23 protein-coding genes are annotated in these 23790 nt (G+C 61.0%); 5 read left to right on the plus strand and 18 right to left on the minus strand.

The genetic code is table 11. From position 1 onward, the window contains the following. Positions 1-363 precede the first annotated feature (363 nt). Genes AB4O25_RS19500 through AB4O25_RS19510 form a run of 3 tightly spaced genes read left to right on the plus strand, consistent with a single transcriptional unit; the run spans position 364 to position 3221 of the window. Positions 364-1992 carry a vWA domain-containing protein gene (locus AB4O25_RS19500; RefSeq protein WP_460149891.1) on the plus strand — a complete coding sequence of 543 codons (1629 nt, stop codon included), beginning with the start codon at positions 364-366 and terminating at the stop codon, positions 1990-1992. A 54-nt stretch (positions 1993-2046) separates the two neighbouring features. Further along, a complete protein-coding gene (locus AB4O25_RS19505) occupies positions 2047-2619 on the plus strand; it encodes an RNA polymerase sigma factor (protein ID WP_065876845.1) in 573 nt (190 codons plus the stop codon). After that, positions 2616-3221 carry a hypothetical protein gene (locus AB4O25_RS19510; protein ID WP_065876844.1) on the plus strand — a complete coding sequence of 202 codons (606 nt, stop codon included), beginning with the start codon at positions 2616-2618 and terminating at the stop codon, positions 3219-3221. The genes AB4O25_RS19505 and AB4O25_RS19510 overlap by 4 nt, the downstream gene beginning before the upstream one ends. Positions 3222-3266: 45 nt before the next feature. Here the strand turns inward: AB4O25_RS19510 and AB4O25_RS19515 are convergent, their stop codons facing one another. Next, complete coding sequence (locus tag AB4O25_RS19515) at positions 3267-4298, minus strand: SDR family oxidoreductase (protein WP_065876843.1); 1032 nt, start codon at positions 4296-4298, stop codon at positions 3267-3269. Between the two features lie 116 nt (positions 4299-4414). Between AB4O25_RS19515 and AB4O25_RS19520 the strand changes: the two genes are divergently transcribed. Then, positions 4415-5281 (plus strand): LysR family transcriptional regulator, encoded by an 867-nt coding sequence (locus AB4O25_RS19520; protein WP_217855604.1) that lies wholly within the window; start codon positions 4415-4417, stop codon positions 5279-5281. Between the two features lie 45 nt (positions 5282-5326). Here AB4O25_RS19520 and AB4O25_RS19525 read toward each other — a convergent pair whose 3' ends face one another. Further along, a complete protein-coding gene (locus AB4O25_RS19525) occupies positions 5327-5962 on the minus strand; it encodes a LysE family translocator (protein WP_460149892.1) in 636 nt (211 codons plus the stop codon). A gap of 370 nt (positions 5963-6332) precedes the next feature. Between AB4O25_RS19525 and AB4O25_RS19530 the strand changes: the two genes are divergently transcribed. Continuing rightward, positions 6333-7397 (plus strand): 2,3-butanediol dehydrogenase, encoded by a 1065-nt coding sequence (locus AB4O25_RS19530; protein ID WP_223271488.1) that lies wholly within the window; start codon positions 6333-6335, stop codon positions 7395-7397. A 50-nt stretch (positions 7398-7447) separates the two neighbouring features. Here AB4O25_RS19530 and yddG read toward each other — a convergent pair whose 3' ends face one another. From yddG to AB4O25_RS19610, 16 genes are all read right to left on the minus strand, one after another. Next, positions 7448-8353 (minus strand): aromatic amino acid exporter YddG, encoded by a 906-nt coding sequence (gene yddG, locus AB4O25_RS19535; RefSeq protein ID WP_460149893.1) that lies wholly within the window; start codon positions 8351-8353, stop codon positions 7448-7450. 104 nt (positions 8354-8457) lie between these two features. Then, positions 8458-9234: a helix-turn-helix domain-containing protein gene (locus AB4O25_RS19540; RefSeq protein WP_460149894.1), complete on the minus strand. Its 777-nt coding sequence runs from the start codon at positions 9232-9234 to the stop codon at positions 8458-8460. 331 nt (positions 9235-9565) lie between these two features. After that, entirely contained in the window at positions 9566-9913 is a 348-nt protein-coding gene (locus AB4O25_RS19545; RefSeq protein ID WP_336827207.1) for a KTSC domain-containing protein, read from the minus strand. A gap of 761 nt (positions 9914-10674) precedes the next feature. Further along, entirely contained in the window at positions 10675-10860 is a 186-nt protein-coding gene (locus AB4O25_RS19550) for a DUF3606 domain-containing protein (RefSeq protein WP_201021820.1), read from the minus strand. Positions 10861-11629: 769 nt separating this feature from the next. Continuing rightward, positions 11630-12979, minus strand: coding sequence for an ATP-binding protein (locus tag AB4O25_RS19555; RefSeq protein WP_460149895.1), 1350 nt, complete (start codon positions 12977-12979; stop codon positions 11630-11632). Continuing rightward, complete coding sequence (locus AB4O25_RS19560) at positions 12955-13620, minus strand: response regulator transcription factor (protein WP_460150986.1); 666 nt, start codon at positions 13618-13620, stop codon at positions 12955-12957. Before AB4O25_RS19560 ends, AB4O25_RS19555 begins: the two co-directional genes overlap by 25 nt. Positions 13621-13684: 64 nt before the next feature. Beyond that, complete coding sequence (locus AB4O25_RS19565; protein WP_460149896.1) at positions 13685-14113, minus strand: hypothetical protein; 429 nt, start codon at positions 14111-14113, stop codon at positions 13685-13687. A 16-nt stretch (positions 14114-14129) separates the two neighbouring features. Continuing rightward, complete coding sequence (locus tag AB4O25_RS19570; protein ID WP_460149897.1) at positions 14130-14894, minus strand: COG4705 family protein; 765 nt, start codon at positions 14892-14894, stop codon at positions 14130-14132. Positions 14895-14978: 84 nt separating this feature from the next. Further along, entirely contained in the window at positions 14979-16007 is a 1029-nt protein-coding gene (locus AB4O25_RS19575; protein WP_460149898.1) for an ABC transporter ATP-binding protein, read from the minus strand. Then, complete coding sequence (locus AB4O25_RS19580; protein ID WP_460150988.1) at positions 16004-17533, minus strand: ABC transporter permease; 1530 nt, start codon at positions 17531-17533, stop codon at positions 16004-16006. Before AB4O25_RS19580 ends, AB4O25_RS19575 begins: the two co-directional genes overlap by 4 nt. Positions 17534-17593: 60 nt before the next feature. Then, the gene (locus AB4O25_RS19585) at positions 17594-18607 is read right to left on the minus strand and encodes an iron ABC transporter substrate-binding protein (protein WP_460149899.1); all 1014 of its coding nucleotides are present in this window, start codon (positions 18605-18607) and stop codon (positions 17594-17596) included. Between the two features lie 396 nt (positions 18608-19003). Then, complete coding sequence (locus AB4O25_RS19590; RefSeq protein WP_460150990.1) at positions 19004-19183, minus strand: hypothetical protein; 180 nt, start codon at positions 19181-19183, stop codon at positions 19004-19006. A 93-nt stretch (positions 19184-19276) separates the two neighbouring features. After that, positions 19277-20119, minus strand: coding sequence for a chromosome segregation protein SMC (locus AB4O25_RS19595; protein WP_460149900.1), 843 nt, complete (start codon positions 20117-20119; stop codon positions 19277-19279). A 98-nt stretch (positions 20120-20217) separates the two neighbouring features. After that, positions 20218-23106 (minus strand): DUF927 domain-containing protein, encoded by a 2889-nt coding sequence (locus AB4O25_RS19600; protein ID WP_460149901.1) that lies wholly within the window; start codon positions 23104-23106, stop codon positions 20218-20220. Beyond that, complete coding sequence (locus AB4O25_RS19605; RefSeq protein ID WP_259242806.1) at positions 23103-23375, minus strand: DUF3077 domain-containing protein; 273 nt, start codon at positions 23373-23375, stop codon at positions 23103-23105. The genes AB4O25_RS19600 and AB4O25_RS19605 overlap by 4 nt, the downstream gene beginning before the upstream one ends. Beyond that, positions 23372-23656, minus strand: a complete 285-nt coding sequence (locus tag AB4O25_RS19610) for a hypothetical protein (RefSeq protein ID WP_460149902.1) — start codon at positions 23654-23656, stop codon at positions 23372-23374. Before AB4O25_RS19610 ends, AB4O25_RS19605 begins: the two co-directional genes overlap by 4 nt. Between the last annotated feature and the right edge of the window lie 134 nt (positions 23657-23790).

Here is a 23790-nt window from a genome sequence, read left to right on the forward strand (position 1 = left end):
TGGAATCTATTCTCAAGGTCGTGGTTCCGCTGGGTTATTTGCACCTGTCCATACGTGATAAAGCCCGCAAGCTTCCTTCTTGCAAGGGCAAAACTGCCAGTGCCAGCGAGAATTTCCAAAGGTGGATGTATGTCCGCATAAAACCTTTTTTGCGGCGTTCATGAGCGGTTGAACAGGGTGTTTGCGGGTGGGCGGCCCCGCCATTTCAGCGCTGACCCCCGTCACTGCCGGGCCGGCGACCATGGTTGGATGTGCTCGGTGCGACCCGCTCGGATTTTTCCAGATTCACCGTTGATTAACCCGAACACCTGACGCTTTGCGTCTGACCTTGTGAGCGAATCATTCACACATGAGGTTAAGCCAATGTCCCGTCCTCTTTCCCACCTGCGTCCTGCTGCCCAAGGCTTTGCCGTGACCCTGCTGGTCGCTCTGGCCGGGTGTGGGCTGTCTTCATCGCCTGGCTTGGTCAAACCGGCCGAACCCACCCCAGTCGCCGAGCCGCAGCGCGCGCATGTCGAGGGCGCCTTGGTCAAGCGCATGGCCATGCCCGCACCGATGCAGTTGCAGGAGTCAGCCGCGATGGACTATCGCAGCGAGCCCCGTGAGCAATATGCCAACCTGCCGGACAACCCGGTGCATCGCGTTGCCGAAACGCCGGTCTCCACCTTCAGCGTCGATGTCGACACCGGCAGCTACGCCAACGTACGACGTTTCCTCAACGCAGGCCGCCTGCCGCCCGAAGGCGCTGTGCGATTGGAAGAAATGGTCAATTACTTCCCCTACCACTACGCATTGCCCACCGACGGTTCGCCGTTCGGCGTGACCACCGAAGTCGCGGCCACGCCGTGGAACCCGCGCACGCAACTGCTGCGCATCGGCATCAAGGCGTCCGAGCATGCCGTGGCCGAACTGGCGCCGGCCAACCTGGTGTTTCTGGTGGACGTGTCCGGCTCCATGGACCGGCGTGAAGGCTTGCCGCTGGTGCAAAGCACGCTGAAATTGCTGGTCGATCAACTGCGCGAGCAGGACCGCGTTTCTTTGGTGGTGTACGCCGGCGAATCCCGCGTGGTGCTGCCGCCCACCTCGGGCCGCGACAAGGCCAGGATCCGCAACGCCATTGATCAACTCACCGCCGGCGGCTCCACCGCAGGCGCATCCGGTATTCAACTGGCCTACCAGATGGCCCGCGAAGGTTTTATCGACAAGGGCATCAACCGCATCCTGCTGGCCACCGACGGCGACTTCAACGTGGGCGTCAGCGACTTCGACAGCCTCAAACAAATGGCCGTCGATCAGCGTAAAAGCGGTGTGTCGCTGACCACCCTCGGGTTCGGTGTGGATAACTACAACGAACACCTGATGGAGCAACTGGCCGATGCCGGCGACGGCAACTATGCCTACATCGACAATCTGCGCGAAGCGCGCAAGGTGCTGGTAGACCAGCTCAGCTCGACCCTCGCCGTGGTGGCGCGGGATGTGAAGTTGCAGGTGGAATTCAACCCGGCCCAGGTCAGCGAATACCGCTTGCTGGGTTATGAAAACCGCGCCTTGAAGCGTGAGGATTTCAACAACGACAAAGTGGATGCCGGCGAAATCGGCGCGGGGCATACGGTGACTGCGCTGTACGAAATTGTGCCGAAAGGAGAGAAGGGCTGGCTGGAGCCGCTGCGCTATGCCACCGCGCCGGCCGCTGAAGGTAAAACCGATGAGCTGGCGATGGTACGCGTGCGCTACAAGTCTGCCGCGGGTGGTGACAGCCGCTTGATCGAGCGGCCCGTGAGCGCCAAAAGCACCAAGGCCAGCGATGACCTGCGCTTCGCGGCTGCCGTGGCTGCTTTCGCGCAACAGCTCAAGGGTGACGGCCGCTACACTGGCGGCATGCGTTTGAACGACACCGCCGCGCTGGCCCGCTCGGCACGGGGCGACGACCCCTTTGGCCTGCGCAATGAATTCGTGCAACTGGTGGAATTGGCCCAAAGCCTGAAACACTGATCTGGACTATGACAATGATCCACTGTGGCTGACAGAAAGGAGTTCACCCATTAGATGGCCGTACCCGACGACCCACCCAGCGACGAATCCCTGCTGGCCCGCTACCGCACTGGCGACGCCGCTGCGTTCGAAGCCTTGTATGCGCGCCATCGCCAGGGCCTGTACCGTTTTCTCGTGTCTCTGTGCAACAAGGCCGAACTGGCCGAGGAAATCTATCAGGAAACCTGGCTCAGCCTGATCCGCAGCAGCACCCAGCCACAAGGCCGGGCGAGCTTTCGCACCTGGTTGTTCCAGATTGCCCGCAACCGCCTGATCGATCATTGGCGCAAGCACGGCGTCCACAACCCGTTGCACGACAGTTACGATGAACAACTGCACGCCCAGGCCGACGACAGCGCCGGCCCCGAGCAACAGTTGAGCCTGAGCCGCGACCAGGCGCGCCTCGACGCGGCCTTGCAAGACTTGCCCGAAGACCAGCGCGAAGTGTTCCTGCTGCGTCTGCATGCTGATCTTGAAGTGCCGCAAATCGCCGCGCTCACCCACACGCCGCTGGAAACCGTAAAAAGCCGCTTGCGCTACGCCCAGCAGAAATTGCGTCGCCTGCTGGCCGAGGAGGTACCTGTATGACTGAGCCCCGACACACTCCCGACGACGAGCTGATCCAGCATTTTCGCCAGCACAGCACCGGCGAGCCGCCTGCGTCTCTCGACGCTTTCATTCTTAATGCCGCCCGCCGCGAAGCGCCTGCGCCGCAACCGAGCCTATGGCAACGCTGGCTGCACGCCTGCCAACGCCCGCGCTGGCAAATGGCGTTCGCCACCGTGGCCGGTTTGGCGCTGATGATCGGTGTGGTCATGCGCTCGCCGGTGCCGCAACCCAACATCCCCACCGCGACGTTCTCCGCTTTGCACGAAGACGCCGCACAGCCCGCACCACAAGCGTTTTCCGCACCGGCGCCGGCGCCCATGGCACGGATCGCCGCTGCGCCCAAGGCCGAAAGTGCGCCGGTACAGGCTGAAATTGCCGGCGCGCTGGCGGATCAGTCCGTGGCAAAAATGCGCAAGCGCGCGCCCGTTGCGCGGCCTTCGCTGGAGCAAGGGCTGCGGGAAATTATCCGATTGCGTGAGGCGGGCGACAGCAAAGCCGCGGATGAACAGTTACTGGCGTTGCACGCGCGCTTTCCCAACGAAGATCTGCCGGCACGCCTGGAGGCGTTGCAAAAGCGTTGAACCGGCGCCCACAGCAAAGCCCCAGGCCTGGCGACCTGGGGTTTTTTATACTCCGCCGTGCTGCTGGTACCACGCCACCGTGTCAGTGACTGTTTGCTCCAGCGCGCGAAAACTCAGGCCAAGCTCCTCTTCGCTCTTGCGGTGGTTGAACGAAGTGCGGTGCTCCTCGCGTACCAGCAGCCGCAGGGTTGCCATGCTCAGCAAGATGGGTTTGCCGGTCAGGTAGGCATAGGTCTCTTGCACGGCGGCCAGCACGTACAGCGCGGGCAATGGCAGTTGCCGGGACGGTGTCTTGACGCCGGCGATGCGCCCCAGCAGCGGGATCAGTTGGCGCATGGTCAAGTTGCGGCCGGCGGCGAGATACCGTTCGCCGCGTCGTCCGTTCTGGGCGGCGGCAATGAGTGCCCAGGCCACATCGCGGGCGTCGACCAGCGAGAAGGTGCCGGGGATCAACCCCGGCAGTTTGCCGTTGATCACATCCTTGACCAACTGCCCCGAAGACGTCGGCCCACGGTCGCCAGGCCCCCACATCCAGCCGGGCAGTACCATGCATGCGTGCATCTGGGGATGGGTTTGCACAAACCTCAGCACCTCTCGCTCCGCGAGGATCTTGCTGCGGTAGTAGTCGTCCGCATCGGCTTCGGCGCGCAGGCATGTCTCGTCGATAGGTGTACCGGGCGCGCCATCGAGCACGGCAATCGAGGAGGTGTGGACAAAGCGTCTTACCCCCGCGTCATAGGCCTGCTGGAGCAGCGCTTGCGTGCCGGCGACGTTGATTCTTTCGAGCTCCTCCCAATGGCTGCCGCCCTTGTAGTTATCGCGAAAGAACGCCGCACAGTGAAACACCGTGTCGCAGCCCCGCATGGCCGCTGCGAAGGCGCCGACATCGGCCATGTCACCCACCACCCGTTCCACTTGCGGCAGGTCGCTGAACTGCTGCTCACCCTTGGACTGCGAGCGCACCAGCGCCTTGACCGCGTAGCCGCGCGCGACCAGCTCGCGTACCAGGTTGTTGCCCAGCAAGCCGGTGGCGCCGGTCACAAAGGTGCTGCGCAAGCGATGGGGGTTCGTGTTCATACAGGCCATACCCAGTGTTTAGAAGGCCGCTAGATATACCGCTGAGACCGAATGTGAAAAACGGCGACTGCTGCATAATGGCTTTGCATATTTGCAGACCAGGGATAAACACAGGTATGGCGTTGCAAGCAAATTGGGATGATCTTCGTCTGCTGTTGGCCGTGTCGCGACGGGGCAGCTTCCTGCAGGCCGGTCAGTTGCTGGGGGTGGCGGCGTCCACTGTGGCTCGGCGCTTGACCCAATTGGAAGCCGCCCTGGGTGAGCCTCTGGTTGAGCGCGGGGTCGAGGGCTGCCGGCTGACGTCGCGGGGGCAGTCTTTGGTGGACGTGGCGCTGGCGGCCGAAGCCGGCCTGCGCCGCCAGAACCTGATTGAGAAGGACGGCGCGCAGGCGGCGCTGAGTGGCACGGTACTGGTCAGTGCCGGCGAAGGTTTTTCGGCCTCGATACTGCAAGCGGCAGAGCGTTTTACCCGCTTGCATCCTGGCTGCACCGTGGAACTGCAGGTCACCACGGACTTCCACAAAATCGTGCGCGGCGTGGCCGACATCGCCGTGCGCACCGCGCATCTGGGCGAGCCGTCGTTGATCTATCGAGCGCTGGGCACGCTCGACTACGGCGTGTTCGCGGATGCCGCTTATCTACAGCGGTGCCCGGCACTCACCCCGGCCACGGCGGCCAGCATCGCCTTGCTGCCGCCGCTGGACCTATTGCCGCACATGCGCGCGGCGAAGGCGGCGGGGCTTGACCATGCCTTGATCCGCGTGAGTTCGTTCAACGTGCAGCTTGAATCGGTAAGGCGCGGCATGGGCGTGGCGGTGCTGCCGCGTATCCTGGCTGAGGGCCTGAGCGAGATTTTCGCGGAGATTGAACTGCCGCCCATGGACGTCTACCTGGTCACCCGGCCCCAGGCGTTGAAACAGGCGCATATCCACGCGTTCTTCACCCTGCTGGAGCAGGTGCTGCGCGAGGCCCTGGCAGCGTAGATAGACCTTTCTAAAGGCTCAAGCGCCTCACTACAACAGCCTCTCTCAGCGCCTTGCGTCAATGACCATGCGCACGGCCAGGCCGGCCAGCACCGTGCCCATCAGCCAGCGCTGCACCCACTGCCATACCGGCCTACCCGCCAGGAACGCCGCGATGGAACCCGCCATGATCGCGATCACGGCATTGACGCTCACGCTGATCATGATCTGGGTAAAACCCAGCACGATGGATTGCGTCAGCACACTGCCGGGGCCGGTGGGGCTGATGAATTGGGGCAGCAACGACAGGTACATCACCGCGACTTTCGGGTTCAGCAGGTTGGTCGCGAAGCCCATCATGAACAACTTGCGTGGCCCGTCGCGCGGCAGGTCCCGCACATGGAACGCCGAGCGCCCGCCCGGCCTCACCGCTTGCCAGGCCAGGTACAACAGGTAGAGCGCACCGCCGAGCCTGAGCGCGTCATACGCATAGGGCACCGCCATCAGCAGCGCGGTAATACCCAGCGCCGCGCAGAACATGTAAACGACAAACCCCAGCGCCACGCCGCCCAGCGAAATCAACCCGGCCAGCGGCCCTCGGCAGATCGACCGCGAAATCAGGTAGATCATGTTCGGGCCGGGCGTGAGCACCATCGCGAGGGAAATCAGACCATACGCCAGCAAGTTGGACAGTTCGGGCATAGGTTGACTCCTGGTGGGTACGCCGTTGCGCGGGTTGGATGCGCCTGATGGTAGGGCGGTCCAAGGGCAGGCGTTAGATACAGATGAGCGGACAAAACGTCATACAGGCGCGGTGGGCAGATTCAAACGTGAGACGCAACGTCTCAGCGTCTCGTCGCGGCCTCGCGTGGCCTGACATGGCGCGTCTCATTGGGCCGCGCCACCCGCCACCTTCGGCGGCCTATCCAAGCGCTCTAGGAAAAGGCTGTTCAGGCACTCCAGCGGACCTGGCACCGGCCTTGCTCTGGCTCTGGCAACCTGCCCGATGCGCCGGTACCCACCGTTTCAAGGAGACTTCGCGATGAGCCTTTCGAACACCCCGCAACGCAACATGCGTGCCGCCGTCTGGCACGGCCGCCACGATATTCGCGTCGAAGACGTTCCGCTGCCCGATTCGCCTCCTGCCGGTTGGGTGCAGATCCGCGTGCAATGGTGCGGCATCTGCGGCTCCGATTTGCATGAATACGTGGCCGGCCCGGTGTTCATCCCGGTCGACGCCCCTCACCCGCTGACCGGTATCAAGGGCCAGTGCATTCTCGGCCATGAGTTCTGTGGCGAGATCGTCGAACTCGGCGCCGGTGTGCAAGGTTTCAGCGTCGGCGAACCGGTGGCGGCCGACGCCTGTCAGCATTGCGGCACCTGCTACTACTGCACCCACGGGCTGTACAACATCTGCGAGAACCTGGCCTTCACCGGCCTGATGAACAATGGCGCCTTCGCCGAACTGGTCAACGTGCCGGCCAACCTGCTGTACAAACTGCCGGCGAACTTCCCGGCCGAAGCCGGGGCACTCATCGAGCCACTGGCGGTGGGCATGCACGCCGTGAAAAAAGCCGGCAGCCTGCTCGGGCAAAACGTCGTGGTGGTAGGCGCCGGCACCATCGGCCTGTGCACCATCATGTGCGCCAAAGCGGCCGGGGCGGCGCAAGTGATCGCCCTGGAAATGTCCAGCGCGCGCAAGGCCAAGGCCAAGGAAGTGGGCGCGACCCACGTGCTCGACCCCAATCAGTGCGACGCCCTGGCCGAAGTCCGCCGACTCACCGGCGGGCTCGGCGCCGACGTCAGCTTCGAATGCATCGGCAATAAGCACACAGCCAAACTCGCCATCGACCTGATCCGCAAAGCCGGCAAATGCGTACTGGTGGGCATCTTCGAAGAACCCAGCGAATTCAACTTTTTCGAACTGGTAGCGACAGAAAAACAAGTGCTGGGCGCACTGGCCTACAACGGCGAATTCGCGGATGTGATCGCATTTATCGCCGATGGCCGGCTGGATATCACGCCGCTGGTGACCGGGCGTATCCAGTTGGAGCAGATCGTGGGGCAGGGCTTCGAGGAACTGGTTAAAAACAAGGAACACAACGTGAAAATCATTGTGTCGCCGGCTCGGGTCTGAGGGGCGCAAGTGAGGCAGGATTCATTGTCTGCCTCCTTTGCCCGTCGAAATCACCCTGAGGTCGCGCGTGAGCGTGAAGTGGCGATGACCGCACCGCTGATGATCAACACCGCGGGAATCATCAGGGTCGGCCTGGCATCGCTTTGCCCCATGGCAATCAGCAGCAGCGTGGAGAACAGCGGCGCCAGGTAAGACAGCGCGCCAAGCATCGACAGGTTGCCGTGCTTGGTCGCGTGGTCCCAGGCGAAAAAAGCCAGGCCGACCGGGCCCAGCCCCAGGCCGATGATTGCTCCCCACTGGCCTGGGTCCGGCCGCACCGTGGTTTCGAAAGCCAGATGGCAGAGCCCTCCGGCTACCGCCACCAGCCCGCAAATCCCCCCGATGATGCTGCTCGGAACATGGCTGAAGCGCCGATTGAACACCGAATAGATCGCCCAGACCCAGGCGCAGGCAAAGGCAGCGGCGTAACCCATCACCGGCATCGACGCACTGTCATTCCGCGCCCGCAACTGCATGATGAAGGCCGTCCCCGCTAAGCCGAGCAAAGCGCCGAGCAACTGGCGCTTGCGCAACGATTCGCCGGTGGCAAAGCTCGACAACAGCACGATCAACAGCGGCCACAAAAAAGCAATCAGACTGGCTTCCGCCGCAGGTGCGGCTTTCAGGGCAAAGAAATACAACGCGTGATAAACGAAGATACCCGCAAACCCAGTTGCCCACACCGGCCAGGGCTGGCGCCAACTGCTGAACCCGGCAGCGCCACGCAGCCCCAGCATGCACAGGCTGGTCACGAACGCGACCGCGAAGCTCGACGTCAACAACTGAAAGGCCGGGATCCCGGCGGTCAAGGTGGTCAGGAGCGCCAAAGACGCCCACAAAAACACGGCAATCACCCCAATCAGCGTCGCACCGACGGCGCCCTTGGCAAGAGTGATGGATGGGTTGGAAGTGCTCATGCAAACCCCTCTGCGGATAAACCTCAAGCGGGAACAATAGAAAGCTCAGGCGAGCGAGTATTGATCAGACCCGCCAAAAAATTGTTCAGGGCTGCTATTTTTTTTCAGTGGTGTCGCGCTTGTTTACGCACAGCGGCCGGCGTCATGCCGCGCGCTTTCTTCAGCGCATGGGTTAACGCACTCTGGTCGGCGTATCCGGCGCGATGCGCAATATCAATGATCGACAAAGACGTCTGGCGCAGCAGGTCAACGGCCAGATTCAAGCGCAAATTCGCGATATGCGCGAACGGGGTTGTATGCAGATGCTGCCCAAACAACACATATAATCGCCGTTCGCTGGTGCCCGCATAGCGCGCAATATCACGCACTGTCAGAGCGTTGCCCAGGTGCTGCTCACTATAGGCCAACGCCTTCGCGAGAATAAGCTGCCCAAGGTCATTCGGCGCCACGTCGGGCTGTAGCAAAGAGTCCAACAGCAACCGACTCCATGACTCGGCCATCGCTAGTGAACCGATCAACCGTGCCCCGTTGCTGCTGGCGTAATCGAGCAAATGCCGTATATCCGGCCTGACCGCAAAAAAGCGCTTGTCATTGAGCAGGTCAAATTCCGAGGCAGCGCTTTTATGCGCTTCGCCACGGTCAGTGGGCACATCCACCACCAGGAAACTGTTATGGGTGTCGGCCAGAAAGGTATGCCGGGAGCCCGCAGAAATCACCACGCCCTGGCTGGCATCGACCTTGCCACCTCGCCCGTCGACTTCAATCTCCATCGACCCGGATTGGGAGAGCACTATTTGATGGAAGTCATGCTGGTGAAGCTCGACCTGACCGGAGTAGGAGCGTAGCCAGAGAGCGAAGGGTTGGGGGGTGGGGGTGCTCATCCGTGGGGGCTCCGGAGGGTGAGGGGGTATCGTACGTTAGTGGTTTGTTTGGATGCCAGGCTATCGTTGGGTGGGATTTGTGGAGGGGAGGTAATGGGGAGCTGCAGAAACAAGAAAGCCCGCACGGGGCGGGCTTCTTGAGGGGTTTCGTAGACTGTCTGAGACAGCCCGAGACTGCTATATGGTGCCCCGGCGTCGTTTGAACTGGGCGGTAAGATGCCCGGTTTATAAGGGTTCTTGTGGTGGTGTTTCGGTTAGGCATACACGAGGGCATACACGGCCCCCCGTGCTGGGTGTGCATCTAGCTTGAGATACGCCTGTATGCCCAGGTCTAGCACTGGTACCGATCCTTGATCATCCTATCGAAATAAGTACCTTTCGAGCCGGCCCCCATGAGGCCCTGATGGATGTTAGGTGGGACGCGGCAGTAGTCGTAAGTACGCCCTTGCTTGAACGTGATTTTCATCCTGCCTGTAGCGGGGTCATAGCCGACAGCTGTGATAGCCGTCGAGTTGACACGAACCATATCCATAGCGCTTTCCCTACCCCTGATTGATAACGTTCTCTGTTCTGATACTAGTCGGTGTTTCGTTCGGCGGTGCCATTGCGTCCGTGCAAAAGGTGGGCGGGGCTGAAAAGCTGCTGGGGACCCTGAGGTTTTTCTTCCAGCACGGGGCATGAAACCCGCGGGATCGAGTTAGTGGGAGGTGCTAGAAGTTACTGAAATTTCAATCATTGAAATTGAAAGGATCTTGAAGAAAAAGGGCCATCGTTACAGCTTCGGTAAAGGTGGCTGTATCTGTTGCTGATAGCGAACACCTGCGGGGCGTCAACCATGGTGATGAGTGTCAACCACGTCAACCTGTCAACCAACTTGAAAAATCCAGCCGCTAACACGGACGCGCGGGTTCTATGCCCCGTACCCAGAAGAATGCTCCAGGGTCCCCACCATCGAACCAAGGCCAAGAGCATGACCCGCCTCGCTTCGCTGAAGGAGCAATACTATAGGGGCTAGGGGGCTACCCTGATAAAACCGTGTTACCGGTGTTACGCCTGTTACAGAAGTGTATAACTATATGATTTTAATAGATTTATATGGCGTTACACAGTTGGAATTGGTTTGCTGATATGCGTGTTACATGGCAAAGAGGTGTTACATCAATGAGGCCTTGGCAGGAGCCGTTTGTGATGATTGCAGCGGGCGCCATCGACCTAAAGGCTTCGTTTTCTCTCGATATCCAGAACATCACGGACGCCACAGCTTGCCGCTGTTACTGAGCGTGATAGGTCATACTTAGCTGATAACGCTGGGTTTGCTGCGGTGCCTTCTGTCGTCTTGGTAACGCAGAATCCTCACCTTGCTAGTGAGTGCCGTTGCTGACGCGCAACTAAAGTCTGTTTAGAGGCACATTCACGTCTATCGATCTTAGTCTTGGATGGTCAGGCATGCTGGGAGAGAGCGAAATGGCGCTTTACTGCCGTAAGTGAATTCCCCGCCTGGCGGACGGCAGCCCTGATCTCATCTTTAGTTACCCCGAACTTCACGGCCCAAAAACTTAACTCGAAACCGTCGTTTATGTTGATTATGAGTGCGTCGGTGTTAGCCACAGATTTTTGCTTTTTCATTGAGCGTTCCTTCTCAGGATTCAAGAGTGCTCTGTCAGGGTAGTTTGTGCAGACGAAGAGCGCTGAGGTTTTCTGAGCTACTTTTAGGATTTTTTGATCGGTCGTCTTTGATCCTGTCTATCGGGGATAGTTGGTCGTAAGGACAGAAAATCGTTTGGGAATCGCCTACGTGGTGGTGAAAAACTGAAACCGCCAGGACATGAAGCCGATTAGGAAATTACGAATTTTGGAATTGATTTTCCATTTTTCAGACGATCATGTCCTGCCGCATAAATCGAGACGCGACTGATGGTTCTAGGTCCCATGGTCAATTTCCTACAGACACCTAATTAGAGAGCTAGCTATTCTCCACTAAACAGATGCGCATAAACGGAATCGAAATCATGGGCGAGCAATGGATTGCTGTTACAACTATGTTGGCGATGGCATGGATCGTATTCATCGCTCTGATTATCGAGAGGTACCTCGTGTGATTCCAAAGCGCGCTGTCAAACCCCTGGAAATTTTGAAAAGTGCTTGTGGGCGAAAGTCGGAGAAACACACCAACGCGCCCTTAACGTCATAAACGCATGCGTCCCCCTCCTCCACTTGCGGTAACCAAACCCCCAACAGTGTCCTGCCAGTGCGGGGGCTTGGCTAAGGAGCTTGTCGTCCGTGGCATCAAAAGGTTGCATTGTCGGGCGGCTATAAGGCTGATAAGGCTACTCTAGCGCGGAGTTCGCAAAAAAAGTCAAAAAAAGGTGGTGATGGTCTTTTTCGGCGCAGGTGCTTACAGCGATTGCAACCAAACCGTCACGCACAGGCCGCGCTGCGTTTGGGTATCGCTGAACGACAACTGCACCCGTGCGCCGCTGCGCTCTGCAATCGCCTTGACGATCGACAGGCCCAGCCCGGAGCCGGCCTCGTCGGTGCCCAGGCTGCGGTAGAAGGGGTCGAACACCCGCGCCTGTTCCTCTGTGGCAATGCCGGGGCCGGAGTCCTGTATGTGCAGCACCACGGCGCCTGGGGTCTGGGTCACCGAGAGGTCTATGCGCCCGCCCTTCGGGGTATAGCGAATGGCATTGTCCACCAGGTTTTTCACAAGGGTGAACAGGTCCATCGCGTTGAAGGTCACGTGCACGTCCTGGCCGCCGTCCATGCCAATATCGAGCTGCTTGCGTTCGGCCAGCGGCAGCAGGTCTTCAAGGACCTGGCGATACACGGCATGCACCGACAGGCGGGTGTGCAACCGCTCCGAGGTTGACTGTGCCGCCGCCAGGCTCAGCAGTTGGTCAATCAGCTGGCGCCCACGCGCGATGCCCCGGGACAGCGGCACAAAACACTCGCGGCTCATGGGCGACATCTTGGTGGCGGCCAGCCGGTCTGCCTGCAACGCCAAGGCCGTCATGGGTGAGCGCAACTCGTGGGCGGCATCGGCGACAAACCGCCGCTGACTGTCCATGGACTGCGCGACGCGCGCCAGCAGGCGATTGATCGCCACCACAAACGGGCGCACTTCGGTGGGCAGGTGCTGTTCCTCGATGGGGTGCAATTCTTGCTCGGCGCGTTGGTCGATCTCGGCCGCCAGCACCCCAATCGGGCGAAACAGCTTGCGCACCAGGTCGCCGACTACCAGCAACAGAACGGGGAACAGAATCAGGAACGGCAACAAACTGCGCCAGGCCGCTTCACGGGCGTCCTTGTCGCGGGCGTCGGACTCCTGGGCCACGGCGATGCGCTCGCCACCGGCGGTGGTGTGCACCAGCACGCGAAAGGCTTCACCAGCCATCTCAACCGTGGACAAGCCATCCGCCAGGCCGGCGGGAAAGGGCAGGGGCAGGGCTTCATCAGTGGTGCTCGTGGCGTGCGGGCTGTCGCTCAGGAGCTGGATGATCACCCGGGTTTCTTCGTCGTCGCCAGCAAGCGCCGGGCCTTGTGGGTATTGCAGGGTCATCTGCTGGCGGTCGAACAGCATCGCTACCTGGCGCAAGGTGGCGTCCTGTTGTTCGTGAGTTTCTTCAAACGCCGAGACAAACGCAAACACACTGGCCGCCAACGCCACCAGCAGAATCGCCAGGCAAAGGGTCACCGACAGCCGCAGTTGCACCGACTCACTCAAACGTTTTTTGAAACCATCCATCCCATGCCCCTGACATTCTTGATCACGTGGGTGCCCAACTTGCGCCGCAAGGCGTGAATCAGGAACTCGATGGCGTTGCTCTCCACTTCATTGCCCCAGCCATACAGGCGGTCTTCCAGCTCACTGCGCGAAAGGATCGCCCCCGGGCGGATCAGCAACGCTTGCAGCAGAGCAAATTCGCGGCTGGATAATGCCACCTCGCGCTGTTCGTCGGTGCTCGCGTGTTTGCTAAGCAGGTCCAGGGTCACCACGCCATTGCCCAGCACCGACTGGGCGGCTCCACCCTTGCGGCGTAGCACGGCGCGAATGCGTGCGAGCAGTTCCGCGATGTCGAAGGGTTTGAGCAGGTAATCGTCGGCGCCACCGTCCAGGCCGCGCAGGCGGTCGTCGAGGTTGTCGCGGGCGGTGATGATCAGCAGGGGCACCGGGTTGTTGCGCGCGCGAATGCAGTCCAGCACGTCGAGACCGTCCTTGCCGGGCAGGCCCAGGTCCAGCAGCACAAGGTCGTAGGGGTGGGTGTCGAGGGCCGCCAGGCCCGTAAGGCCGTTTTTGACCCAGTCGGCGGCATAGCTCGCATCGCTGAGCGCGCGCTGGATGGCGTCGCCAATCATGGGGTCGTCTTCGACCAGTAGAATCCGCATCTTGCTCTCCAGCGCCAACGCACACGCGGCGAGGAAGTCGCCGCGTGTGTAGTGAAGCATGTTGTCAGCCTTTCATCGAATCGAAGGCCTTGAGAAGGTCGTCCATCGCGGCCTGGCAGTCGGCCTGGTTCGGGCTGGTGTCCCGCAATGCCGAGAGCGCGCGGTCGATGGCTTTATCCAGCACGTGCCAGTCGCTGGCGGCACGCGGCTTGATCCCGGCTTCGGCGCTGTCCCAGCTGTTTTCCAGGTCCTTGATGCGGGCTTTGGCGCCGGCCAGGTCGTGCTTGGAGACCAGGGCCGACACGTCCACGGCAATGTTGCGGAACTCCGACAGGTCCCCTAGTTTCGAGGCCTGGCGCTGGCTGTTGCTTGAACCGGCACTGGCTGCGTCCTTGGGTTTATCTGCGGGTTTCGAGCAGCCAGTGGCGATGCTCAGCAGGCCGATGGCGGAAATAATCGCGACGTGGCGGATCATGTTTCTAAGGTTAAGCATGGTGATGTCCTTGGGTTCAATGATTAAGGGGTTTGCGGTTGCCGACGCTGAATTGCGCCACGGCCACCAGCAAAACGATGACGAACAGGAACAGCGCGCTGGTCCAACTGGCACCCATGCCCAGGCCGCCATAAGTCTTAGCCTGGGTGAGCAGGTCGCCTAGCGAAGCACCGAAGGGGCGGGTGAGGATGTAGGCGACCCAAAAGGTCAGCACGCTGTTGGCGCCCAGGCGCCAGGCCAGCAGGGCAACGCCGATCAGGCCGGCAAAAATCACCGCGCCGAGGGTGAAACCCAGACCCAGTGCCTCGGTGGCCAGGTCGCCGGCGGCAGTGCCCAAGGCGAAGGTGCAGAGCACCGTGGTCCAGTAGAACCATTCGCGCCGTGGAGTGACGATGTCGCGAATCGACAGGCTGCGCTCGGTGCGGTACCAGAGCATAAAGTTGAGCGCGAGCAGCACCGAGAAAATTGTCGTGCTGACATACAGGCTGACGTCGAGTTTATCGGTGAGGATGTCGGTAATCTGGGTGCCGACGATGCTCACCAGCACCACGGTCAGCCAGTAGATCCAAGGCGTGTAGGCCTTGGTGCGCAGTTGGCCGAACAGCGCGAGCCCCAGCAGCGCGGCCATGCCGAGGCTGGTGGGGCCGGCGCCGAAGCCGGCATCCACGGCGAGGTAATCCGCGCCGGTTTCGCCCACGGTGGTGGACAGGATTTTGATCACCCAGAATGACAGCGTCACCTCGGGTACTTTGTTCAGCCAACGGGCTGCTGTGGCATTCATCGGGATTACCTCTCCTTGACTGCGGTGGTTGGCGCAAGGGAGAAGGTACGGCACGAGACTTAGCTGAGACTGAGGGCCGGTTTTTTATCCAAGCAGCACGTGGGCGGTGCCCGTGGTCGACAGGTGCACCGCGCAGCCGGCCGGTGGTGCCAGCAGGCCGGCGCTGCGCACCAGGATCGTATGGCTCGGGTCAGCGTGCAACGCCACGGTCAGCGTGCAGGTGTTGCCGCCGAACTCGCACTCGGTCACCACGCCAGGGCAACCGGTGGCACTGAGGTGCACCTGCTCGGGGCGCAGCATGATCCGCGCCGCGTCGTGGCTCAGCGGGCTGTTGGTCTGGATCCGCCCCAGGTCACAGTCGGCCCAGCCGGCCTGGATACGCGCGGGCAGCACCACCGCATCCCCGAGAAACAACGCGGTCTGCTCATCGGCCGGGTACTGGTACATCTCCATCGGGTGGCCCGACTGCACCAGGCGGCCCTGGCGCATCACCGCCAATTGGTCGGCAAATGACAGTGCTTCCGCCTGATCATGGGTCACCAGAATGGTGGTGATGCCGGCATCGCTCAGCAGCCGCGCGACCATCTTGCGCATGGCCGAGCGCAAGCCGGTGTCCAGCGCCGAAAACGGCTCGTCCAGCAGCATCAGGCGTGGCTGTTGCGCCAGGGCGCGGGCCAGCGCCACCCGTTGCTGTTGGCCGCCGGACAGTTCATGGGGCCAGCGCCGCGCCATATTGGCGTCGAGGGCCACGCTGTCCATCAGCTCGGCGATACGGCTGTGGTGCGCCTCGCCCTTGGTCGCCAGGCCAAAGCCGATGTTGCCGGCCACCGTCATGTGCGGGAACAGTGCGCCATCCTGCGGCACATAGCCGATCTGGCGCTGATGGGCCGGCACAGCATGGGTGGCGTCCGCTAGGACCTGGCCGTTGAGTGTGAGGCTGCCGCTGTCGGGGAATTCAAACCCGGCGATCATGCGCAACAAGGTAGTCTTGCCGGAGCCGGAGGGCCCGACGATCACCGTGCGCCCGCCGGTGGGCACCGACAGGCTGACGTCGGCCAAGGCGCGCTGGCTGCCGAAGGATTTGCAGAGGACGTGGAGTTCAAGGGCGTTCATCGGCCTGCCGTGCGTTTGGATTGGTGGTAGAGGAGGCCGGTCAACGGCAGTGACAACAGGATCATGATCAGCGCGTAAGGCGCGGCGGCGGCGTAGTCGATCTCACTGGTCATCGCCCAGAAGCCGGTGGCCAGGGTGCGCGTGCCATTGGGCGCGAGCAGCAAGGTGGCAGTCAGCTCGTTGGCGATGGCCAGGAACACCAGCGCCGCCCCGGCAGCCGCGGCGGGTGCGGCCAGGCGCAGGGTGATCAGCCACAGGGCGCGGCCCGGCGAGCGGCCGAGGCTACGGGCCATGTTTTCCAGCTCCACCGGCGCCTGGGCGATGCCTGCGCGCAGGCTCACCAGGGCCCGTGGCAGGAACATCAACAGGTAGGCGAGCAGCACGGTAATAGTGGTTTGGTAGATCGGCCGGGCGAAGTGAATGGTCACCGTGACCAAGGCCAGCGCCACCACGATGCCCGGCAACGAACTGGTGATGTAGTTGCAGCCCTCCAGAATGCGCTGCAAGCGCCCCGGCGCACGGATCGACAGCCACGCAATCGGCACCGCCGCGCAGGTGGTCAGCACAGCGCCGGCCACTCCCAGCAGTACGGTTTGCTCCAGCGCCGGCAGCAATTCGTCGAAGCGCCAGACCTCGCGGCCGCCGGCGATCAACCATTGGCCCAGGGTCACCAGCGGAACGCCCAGGGCCAGCGCGCAGGTGAAGCTTTGCAGGCCTAGCGCGAGCAGGGTGGTGCGCGGGCTCAGGCGTACGATGCGCTGCTCGCGGGCGCTGCCGGAGCCGACCCGCGCATAGCGGGCATGGCCGCGTGCGGCGGACTCGGCGGTGAGCATCGCCAGGCAACACAGGGCCAGCACCGCCGCGAGCATATTGGCCGCCGGGCCGTTGAAGGTGGATTTGAACTGATCGAAAATCGCGGTGGTGAAGGTGTCAAAGCGGATCATCGCGTACAGGCCGTACTCGGCCAGCAGATGCAGGCCCACAAGCAGAGCACCGCCGCAGATCGCCAGGCGCAACTGCGGCAACACCGCGCGCCAGAACACCGCCCACGGCTTCAGGCCCAGGGATTCGGCTACATCTTCAATCGCAGGGTCGAGCCGGCGCAGGGTCGCCGCCACCGGCAAGTACAAAAACGGGAAATAGGCAATCACCGACACCAGCACGCCGGCCGGCAAGCCGTGTATCGAAGGCACCAGGCTCACCCACGCGTAACTGTGCACAAACGCCGGCACCGCCAGCGGCGCGACGGCCAACAGCGACCATAGCCGCCGCCCCGGCAGGTCGGTGCGCTCGGTCAGCCACGCCAGCGCAATACCCAGCAGCATGCACAGGGGCAGGGTGATCACCACCAGCAGCAAGGTGTTGACCAACAGTTCACCCACACGCGGGCGCCACACCAAGGCTTCAATCTGCGCCCAGCCGATTTGCCAGGACACGCCGATCACAAACGCAATCGGCACCAGTGCCAACAGCGACACCAGCACCGACAAACTCGTGACCCACCTGCCTCCACGGACTTTGAACAGGCCGTGAACGCGACGTTGCGCGGGCGCCGTCAGCGCCTGGGCCGCAGCCTCAGGCAACAATCAGAGCAGCCCGGCCTGGGTCATCAACTCCACCGCTTTTTTGCTGTTGAGCTTGGAGGCGTCGACGTTCGGCGCGTCCAGCTGTGCCAGCGGGGTCAGTTTGGGGTTGGATTGCGCGCTCTGGCCCACGGCGTATTCGAACGAATTGCCGTCCTTGAGGATGGCCTGGCCCTCTTTACCGGTGATCCATTTCAAGAACGCCTGGGCTTCTTCTTTATGTTTGCTGGAAGCCAGTACCCCGGCGCCCGAGATGCTCACAAACGCGCCAGGGTCCTGGTGCTTGAAATAGTGCAGTTGGGTGTTCTTGCTGTTTTCGCCGGTCTTGGACTGATCGACGAAGCTGTAGTAGTGGTAGATCACGCCGCTGTCGACCTGGCCGGCGTTGACGGCCTTGAGCACGGCGCTGTTGCCACGGTAGATGGTCGCATTGGCTTTCATCGCCTTGAGCCAGTCGAGGGTGGCGGCTTCGCCCTTGAGTTCCAGCACCGCGGCGACGATGGCCTGGAAGTCGGCACCGGCCGGTGAGGCAGCCCAGCGACCTTTCCAGTTGGCCGAGGCCAGGTCCATCAAGGATTTGGGCAAGTCGGCTTCTTTGAGCTTGCTGGGGTTGTACACAAACACCGTGGAGCGCGCGGCAATGCCCAGCCACTTGCCATGTGCCGGGCGGTACGCAGCGTCCACCTGTTGCAGGGTGGTCGGTGCGACCGGAGCGAACAGCCCGGCGGTGTCTACCAGCACCATGGCCGGGGAGTTTTCGGTGAGGAACACATCGGCCGGGGAGCCGGCGCCTTCCTGCACGATCTGGTTGCCCATCTCGGTGTCGTCGCCGTTACGGATGGTGACCGGAATCCCGGTTTCCTGGGTGAAGCCCTCAACCCAAGCCTTTGTCAGGCTTTCGTGCTGGGCGTTGTACACCACGATGCCGGCCGTTTCGGCGGCATACACCTGCCCGGCGCCGACTAATGCGGTGGCGATAAGGGCTTTAGTGAGGAAAGACGGTAGACGGGAAGCCATACGTTGAATGCTCCGTTTTTTATGGGTACACGGGAAGCCCGTGGGTTGTCGATTGAGACTCGAACAATAGGAATCATTTGCATGTTGCAAGCGCGGCGAATGTAGAGCCGGGAATGAGAAAAAAACGTCAAATAAACAGTTAACAATTGTGAGTGGGCTTATCAAACGACGCGGTTGCAACTATGGGAGGGCGCCTTCTGTCGGTGCTCATTCCCCGGTATTAATCGCCCCTATTTACGTAGCCGTCTCGAACGGCCGCAATGGGTCGACTTTTGCTATTGGCCGAAAGCGGTCATAAGCTCGCTGTTGCCACAGATCCGAAGCCGATAATCTGGAGCTTGTTCTTAGGTGGAGGGATCTAGCGAGGCGGAAGCTGCTTAAGCTTCCGCCTCTTTGTCAACTGCTCTTTCTTTTGAGCTGGAGGTCAATGAAATCAAGCTCTGCCTTGATTGCATCAATCGTGAGCGTCTCAACTTTGGTGTCTTGGTTTTCCCTTGCGTTGAGCTTTTTCAATCCAGCCATTCCGACAATTATCCCGTTTAAATGGAGCTTTCGGGCCTTCAGGTAATCAGGCATCTGTGCGCTGTTCTGTGGTGTTTGGTTCATGGTTAGACCTATGTTTGGCCCGAAGCTGCCGACCCTCGCCGGTTGCTTCGGGGAGGGTTCAGGTTAGGCCGCCAGTAGGTCAATGATACTGTGTTGGCGCGAGCGATCTATGAGTTCTCGCCAAGTCCAGCTTCCAAAGTGCTCCCCCTGTTCAGGGATATCCAGTTTCATCAGTGCAACAGGGTCACGGCTAATCAGGCTGCGTGCTGCCCACAGCTTGCCGCCGGTTTCCAGCAGCTCTTTCGCAGCCTCGTTCCACTTTTCTTCTAGTACTGTGTTCGCCAGATGTGCCGCTTGGTTCTCGATCTTGGCGCGTTCTTTTTGTGCCTCTGTGATATGCAGATCAATCGTCACCAGCTCCTGCTCCAGGGCGGTGATGAGCAGTTGTTGGCGGCGGTGATGCTCAGCCGCAGACGTGAGGTTTTTTGCTGCCTTTTGAGCTTCTGCATTAGCCGCTTTCTCGCCCTCTACATCGCCCCAGGCGACAGCCTGTGCATAAGCGGTGGCTGCGTCCGTTTCAGCTTGTCGAGCTTTTGCCATCTCTTCCTGATCGCTCTTGCGGACCTGCTGCAACCGGGTCTCGATGCTGCTGCGCTTTTCGTTGAGTTCCATCTCGTCGGCTTTCCAGTTCGCCATATCGCTGAGATAGCCCGCAGCCAAGCTCTCACGGTTTGCCAATGTCTCAAGGCGATGAATCTTTTGATTCAGGTTGCTGATCTCCAGTTTTCGCGAGTCGATGCGTCTTTTGTGATCGTTGATTTCATCCTGCACGGCTCGTTGACGGCCCTGCTGGATGACCTCTGGGGTTTCCAGCGCCTCTTCGAGGGGAGCAAGGTCACCCTGAATGCTCTCAACTTCGAGTGTCAGTTGGTCGCGGCGGTCTTTCAATTCTTGGATAGTGTTCATTCGTATTGTCTCTGGGTATTGCGGTTGATAGGGATGGTTGTCGAACGGCTGGCGAGGCCGGTAATGAGCCGGCGCTACCTCGATCAGCAGGCATGCCGTCAGGCGGCCTTGGCCTCGCTTTCATCCGTTCCAGGAACTGTCTTCACCACATAGCAGCGTTGAGGCCCTAACCCGGGTAGGCGAATCAAGCTGTACGCCTTTCCGTCACTACCCGGCTCAAGCACGCCGCGTTGCAGCAACTCCTTGTTCACCGCATTGATGTTCATGCCTTTGAAGATCTCGGCCCTCCAGGCTTCAGGCAGAACGTAGTAGGTGTTAGTGGTGTGCAGGGCGTCGCCCATGCCGTGTTCCATCGTCTTGCGAAAGCCCAACCGATCAATCGTGCGCGGCCCGTGCTCATCGATCTTGGCGGCGGCAGATTCCCAGCGGGTAAAGCGGCTTTCTCCAAAGCGCTCGATGACCTGTCTCAGCCGCGCCACGATCGCATCCCCCTCGAAGTTACCGGCGCCGCCGCGTTCGGCTAGCCATGCATGCAGGCAAACCCGTGCAGCCGTTGTGGCCGTACCATCAGGCCAACCGGTGACGCCGAAGGCGGTGGCCAACTCTCCGGCCGCTGCAGCGAGGCCAAAGCGAAGGGCGGCACGCTGGGCCTGACCACTGGCCGAGGCGGGCAGGTTTTGGGTGATGAACTGCTCCACCGTGCGGCGAACGATCACCGACCACCTGAGCATTTCTCCAGGCGCACACAGTGCTTGCAGGAAGGCGGAGAGGGGTGTGCCGTAGTATTTGGCGACACGGGCCTTGAGCGCATCGGAGAGGGCGGCTGCGTCTTCAAAACCATTCAGCACATCGAACATGCCGAGACCTTTGCTAGCATCCGCTGGCACGGCGAGCATGCGCACCTCCATACCGGCTTTCAGCTCCTTGTTGGCATCCGCCATGTGCTGCGCCAACGTCTTCTCGCCGGTCGAGAGAAACAGCAAGCGCCACTCCTGCACCTGTCGGCCCGCTTGTCCTCGATCATTCGCCCGAGCCTTACCGGTGCCATTGCCGAGCATGTACACCGTTTCGCCGATAATGCGCGGGTCGCACATGCCGATTTCATCCAGCACCAGGAGGCCGTCTGAGTGTGCAGCGGCGATGGACTCCAGGGCGTTATCGGTGGAGCGCCACGAACGCACCAGACGTGGCCCGCCATAGACCGAGGCAGCGACCTGCAAGTGGGTGGTCTTGCCGCCAGAGCTGTCGCCGTAGAGGTGGAAGCCGCCCGACTCGTGCCCGAGCAGGTTCAACAGAGGCCCTGCAAACGCCACAGACACGACAAATGCCAAGCGGTGGTTGCCAACGCACAATGCGCCGATTTGCTGCTGCCATTGCTCCAGAGAGCCCGCCTCGCTGATCGGTGGCAACTGTGCACCGGCTTCATAAAAATGCAGGTGTTCGGCATGTGAACCGATTTGCTGTTCGGGCAAAAGGAAGGCGTTGTCGTGCCAGCCCAACCGCGTCACCAAGCGTGCGCGCTGGGCACTGTCGAAGCCGCCGAGGTAACTCTGCAGGTCGTTACGTGCGTTGCGCCCTGATCGGCTCCCAGCAAGTCGCAGGCCCATGTCTACCAGTGGGCCGAGTACGTCCTTACCGAAGTCGCCAGTCATGGTTCTGGCTGGAATGTTCCAGCGCTTTTTGGCGCCGTCCGGGTCGTCGAATTCGACCAGTAAGCCCCAGTTGTGGCCCTTGTCGTCGCGAGTGCGAGCGATGATTTCGAGAGGCGAACATACGGGGCGTGCCTCGCCATCATCGCCTGAATAAAACACCCCTTCAGGCGTCAGGCGAAAGCCGCCGGGCAACAGGTCATTTTTCAATTTCGCAGGGCGTTTGGCGGGCGCCTTGGCCTTCGATTGTTGAGGTTCAGTGGTATCAGCAACACTGCCGAAAAGCTCGCCGTTGCGCACCAGCTCGGCGACGTGGTCAGCGGTCCAGCCTTTGGCTAACGCATCCGCTGCATCATCGCCGTCTGCCCATTTCCCACCCTTGATGAGTGTGGGTTTTCCGCCTTTGCTGCTGGGCTTGAGCTTGAACACGTCGAGCGAGATTTGTTGTACCGAAGCGGCGCCCAGCTCAATCAGCTTGAGCTCGATGGCATCCATGCAGGTCTTGCCGCTGGCATCGTTATCCGGCCACAGCACCACCGTGCGCCCTTTGAGTGGCGTCAGATCGGCCTTGTGCCAAGAGTTGGAGCCGTTCGGCCAGCAGGTGGCGACGTGGTCGGGCATCAGTTCAGCGGCGGCGTCAGCGGCTTTTTCACCCTCACACAACACCACAGGCGCATCGGCGCGCTGTGCCATTTCGCGCAGGCGTAGCAGAGGTCGAGGCTCCGGCAAACCTTGCCAACGCCATTGTGTGGTTTGCCCATCGGAGCGTTTGCACCAGGTCAACGGCGCAAAGACCTTTCGCGGTTTGCCGTCTTTATCTGGATCTAAGTCGAAGCGATACAGCGCCATTACCGGCTGGCCCTGAGCATCGCGATAGATCCACACCTTGGACGGAACACCGTGTTGCCGGTGTTTAGCTGGGCACTTGTTCATGGCCTCGGCCGGGATCGGTTGAGTCGCGATCCACTCCGGCGCATCGCTCTTGGCCGGTGCGCTTTTGGTGGTCGCAGATCCTGCGGAAACGCTGAGCAGATCCGCCAGCTTTTTACAGGCCTCGACGTCGGTGCCGCCATCGATGTAGCGCACCAGGTCGATCAGGTCACCGCCCTTATCGCCGGTGGCAAAATCCGCCCAGGTGCCTTTGCTCAAATTGACCTTGAGTGAGCCTGCGCGCTTGTCCGTGCGTGTGGGATTCGGTGCGGTGTATTCCTTGCCGCCATCAACACGTTTGCCGTTTGGCAGCCAGTGAGCAAGCACACGGTCGATGTTCTTCAGGGCCGCGCTTTTTACGTCGGCAAAGCTGGGGCGTTTTGAGGTGTTGCCGGTGCGCTGAGTCATGGTGCTGTCCTCGACTCAAGCAACGCCTCGTTCACGTCGTCGATCAGCGCTTTGGCCATCTCGCCGAGGTAGAACGCAGGCCAACTAAAACGCTCGCCCGCATCGCTGATGGCGGCATCGAGGATCAGTTGATTAGCGTGGTGCAGAATCTGGGAGACGGCCTCAAGTGCGTCTTCCAGCGGGATACCGGCATTCACCCGAAACAGGTTTTGGCCGTTACCGTTGGCTGGGGAAAACTCGGAGCGCCCAAGCGTATTGGAGTGGTTCACAGCGTACCGCCTTTCTGGCCCATCGGCACAGAGGAGGCATCACCGTACATGGTGAGTGTTTTGATCAAGCCCAAGGTGCCACGCACGTCCCAAATAACAGACGACAGCACGCGGTTGGAAAGCAGGGGTTTATCTCCGTCTAAGTGATCTTCCAACAGCATGAGAACTGAGTCGGCACGGTCGAGCGCACAGGTGATGGCGTCGATAGGCAGACCGGCTTCGGCGTCTTGGCTGACGCAGAGTAGATCTTCGGGCAGTGCAAAGCCTGGGAGCATGCTCATTGGGCACCCCCTGCGGCTTCCAGGGCTCGCGCCTTGGACATATGGGCATTGTAACGGGAGAGACGTGTAGCGAGGCTGGAGTTGGCGTGTAAAGCGGCGAGAGCCATTGCTCGATGAGCGGCGGCGCGAATTTT

The sequence above is a fragment of the Pseudomonas sp. S3_A03 genome, from assembly GCF_054668275.1.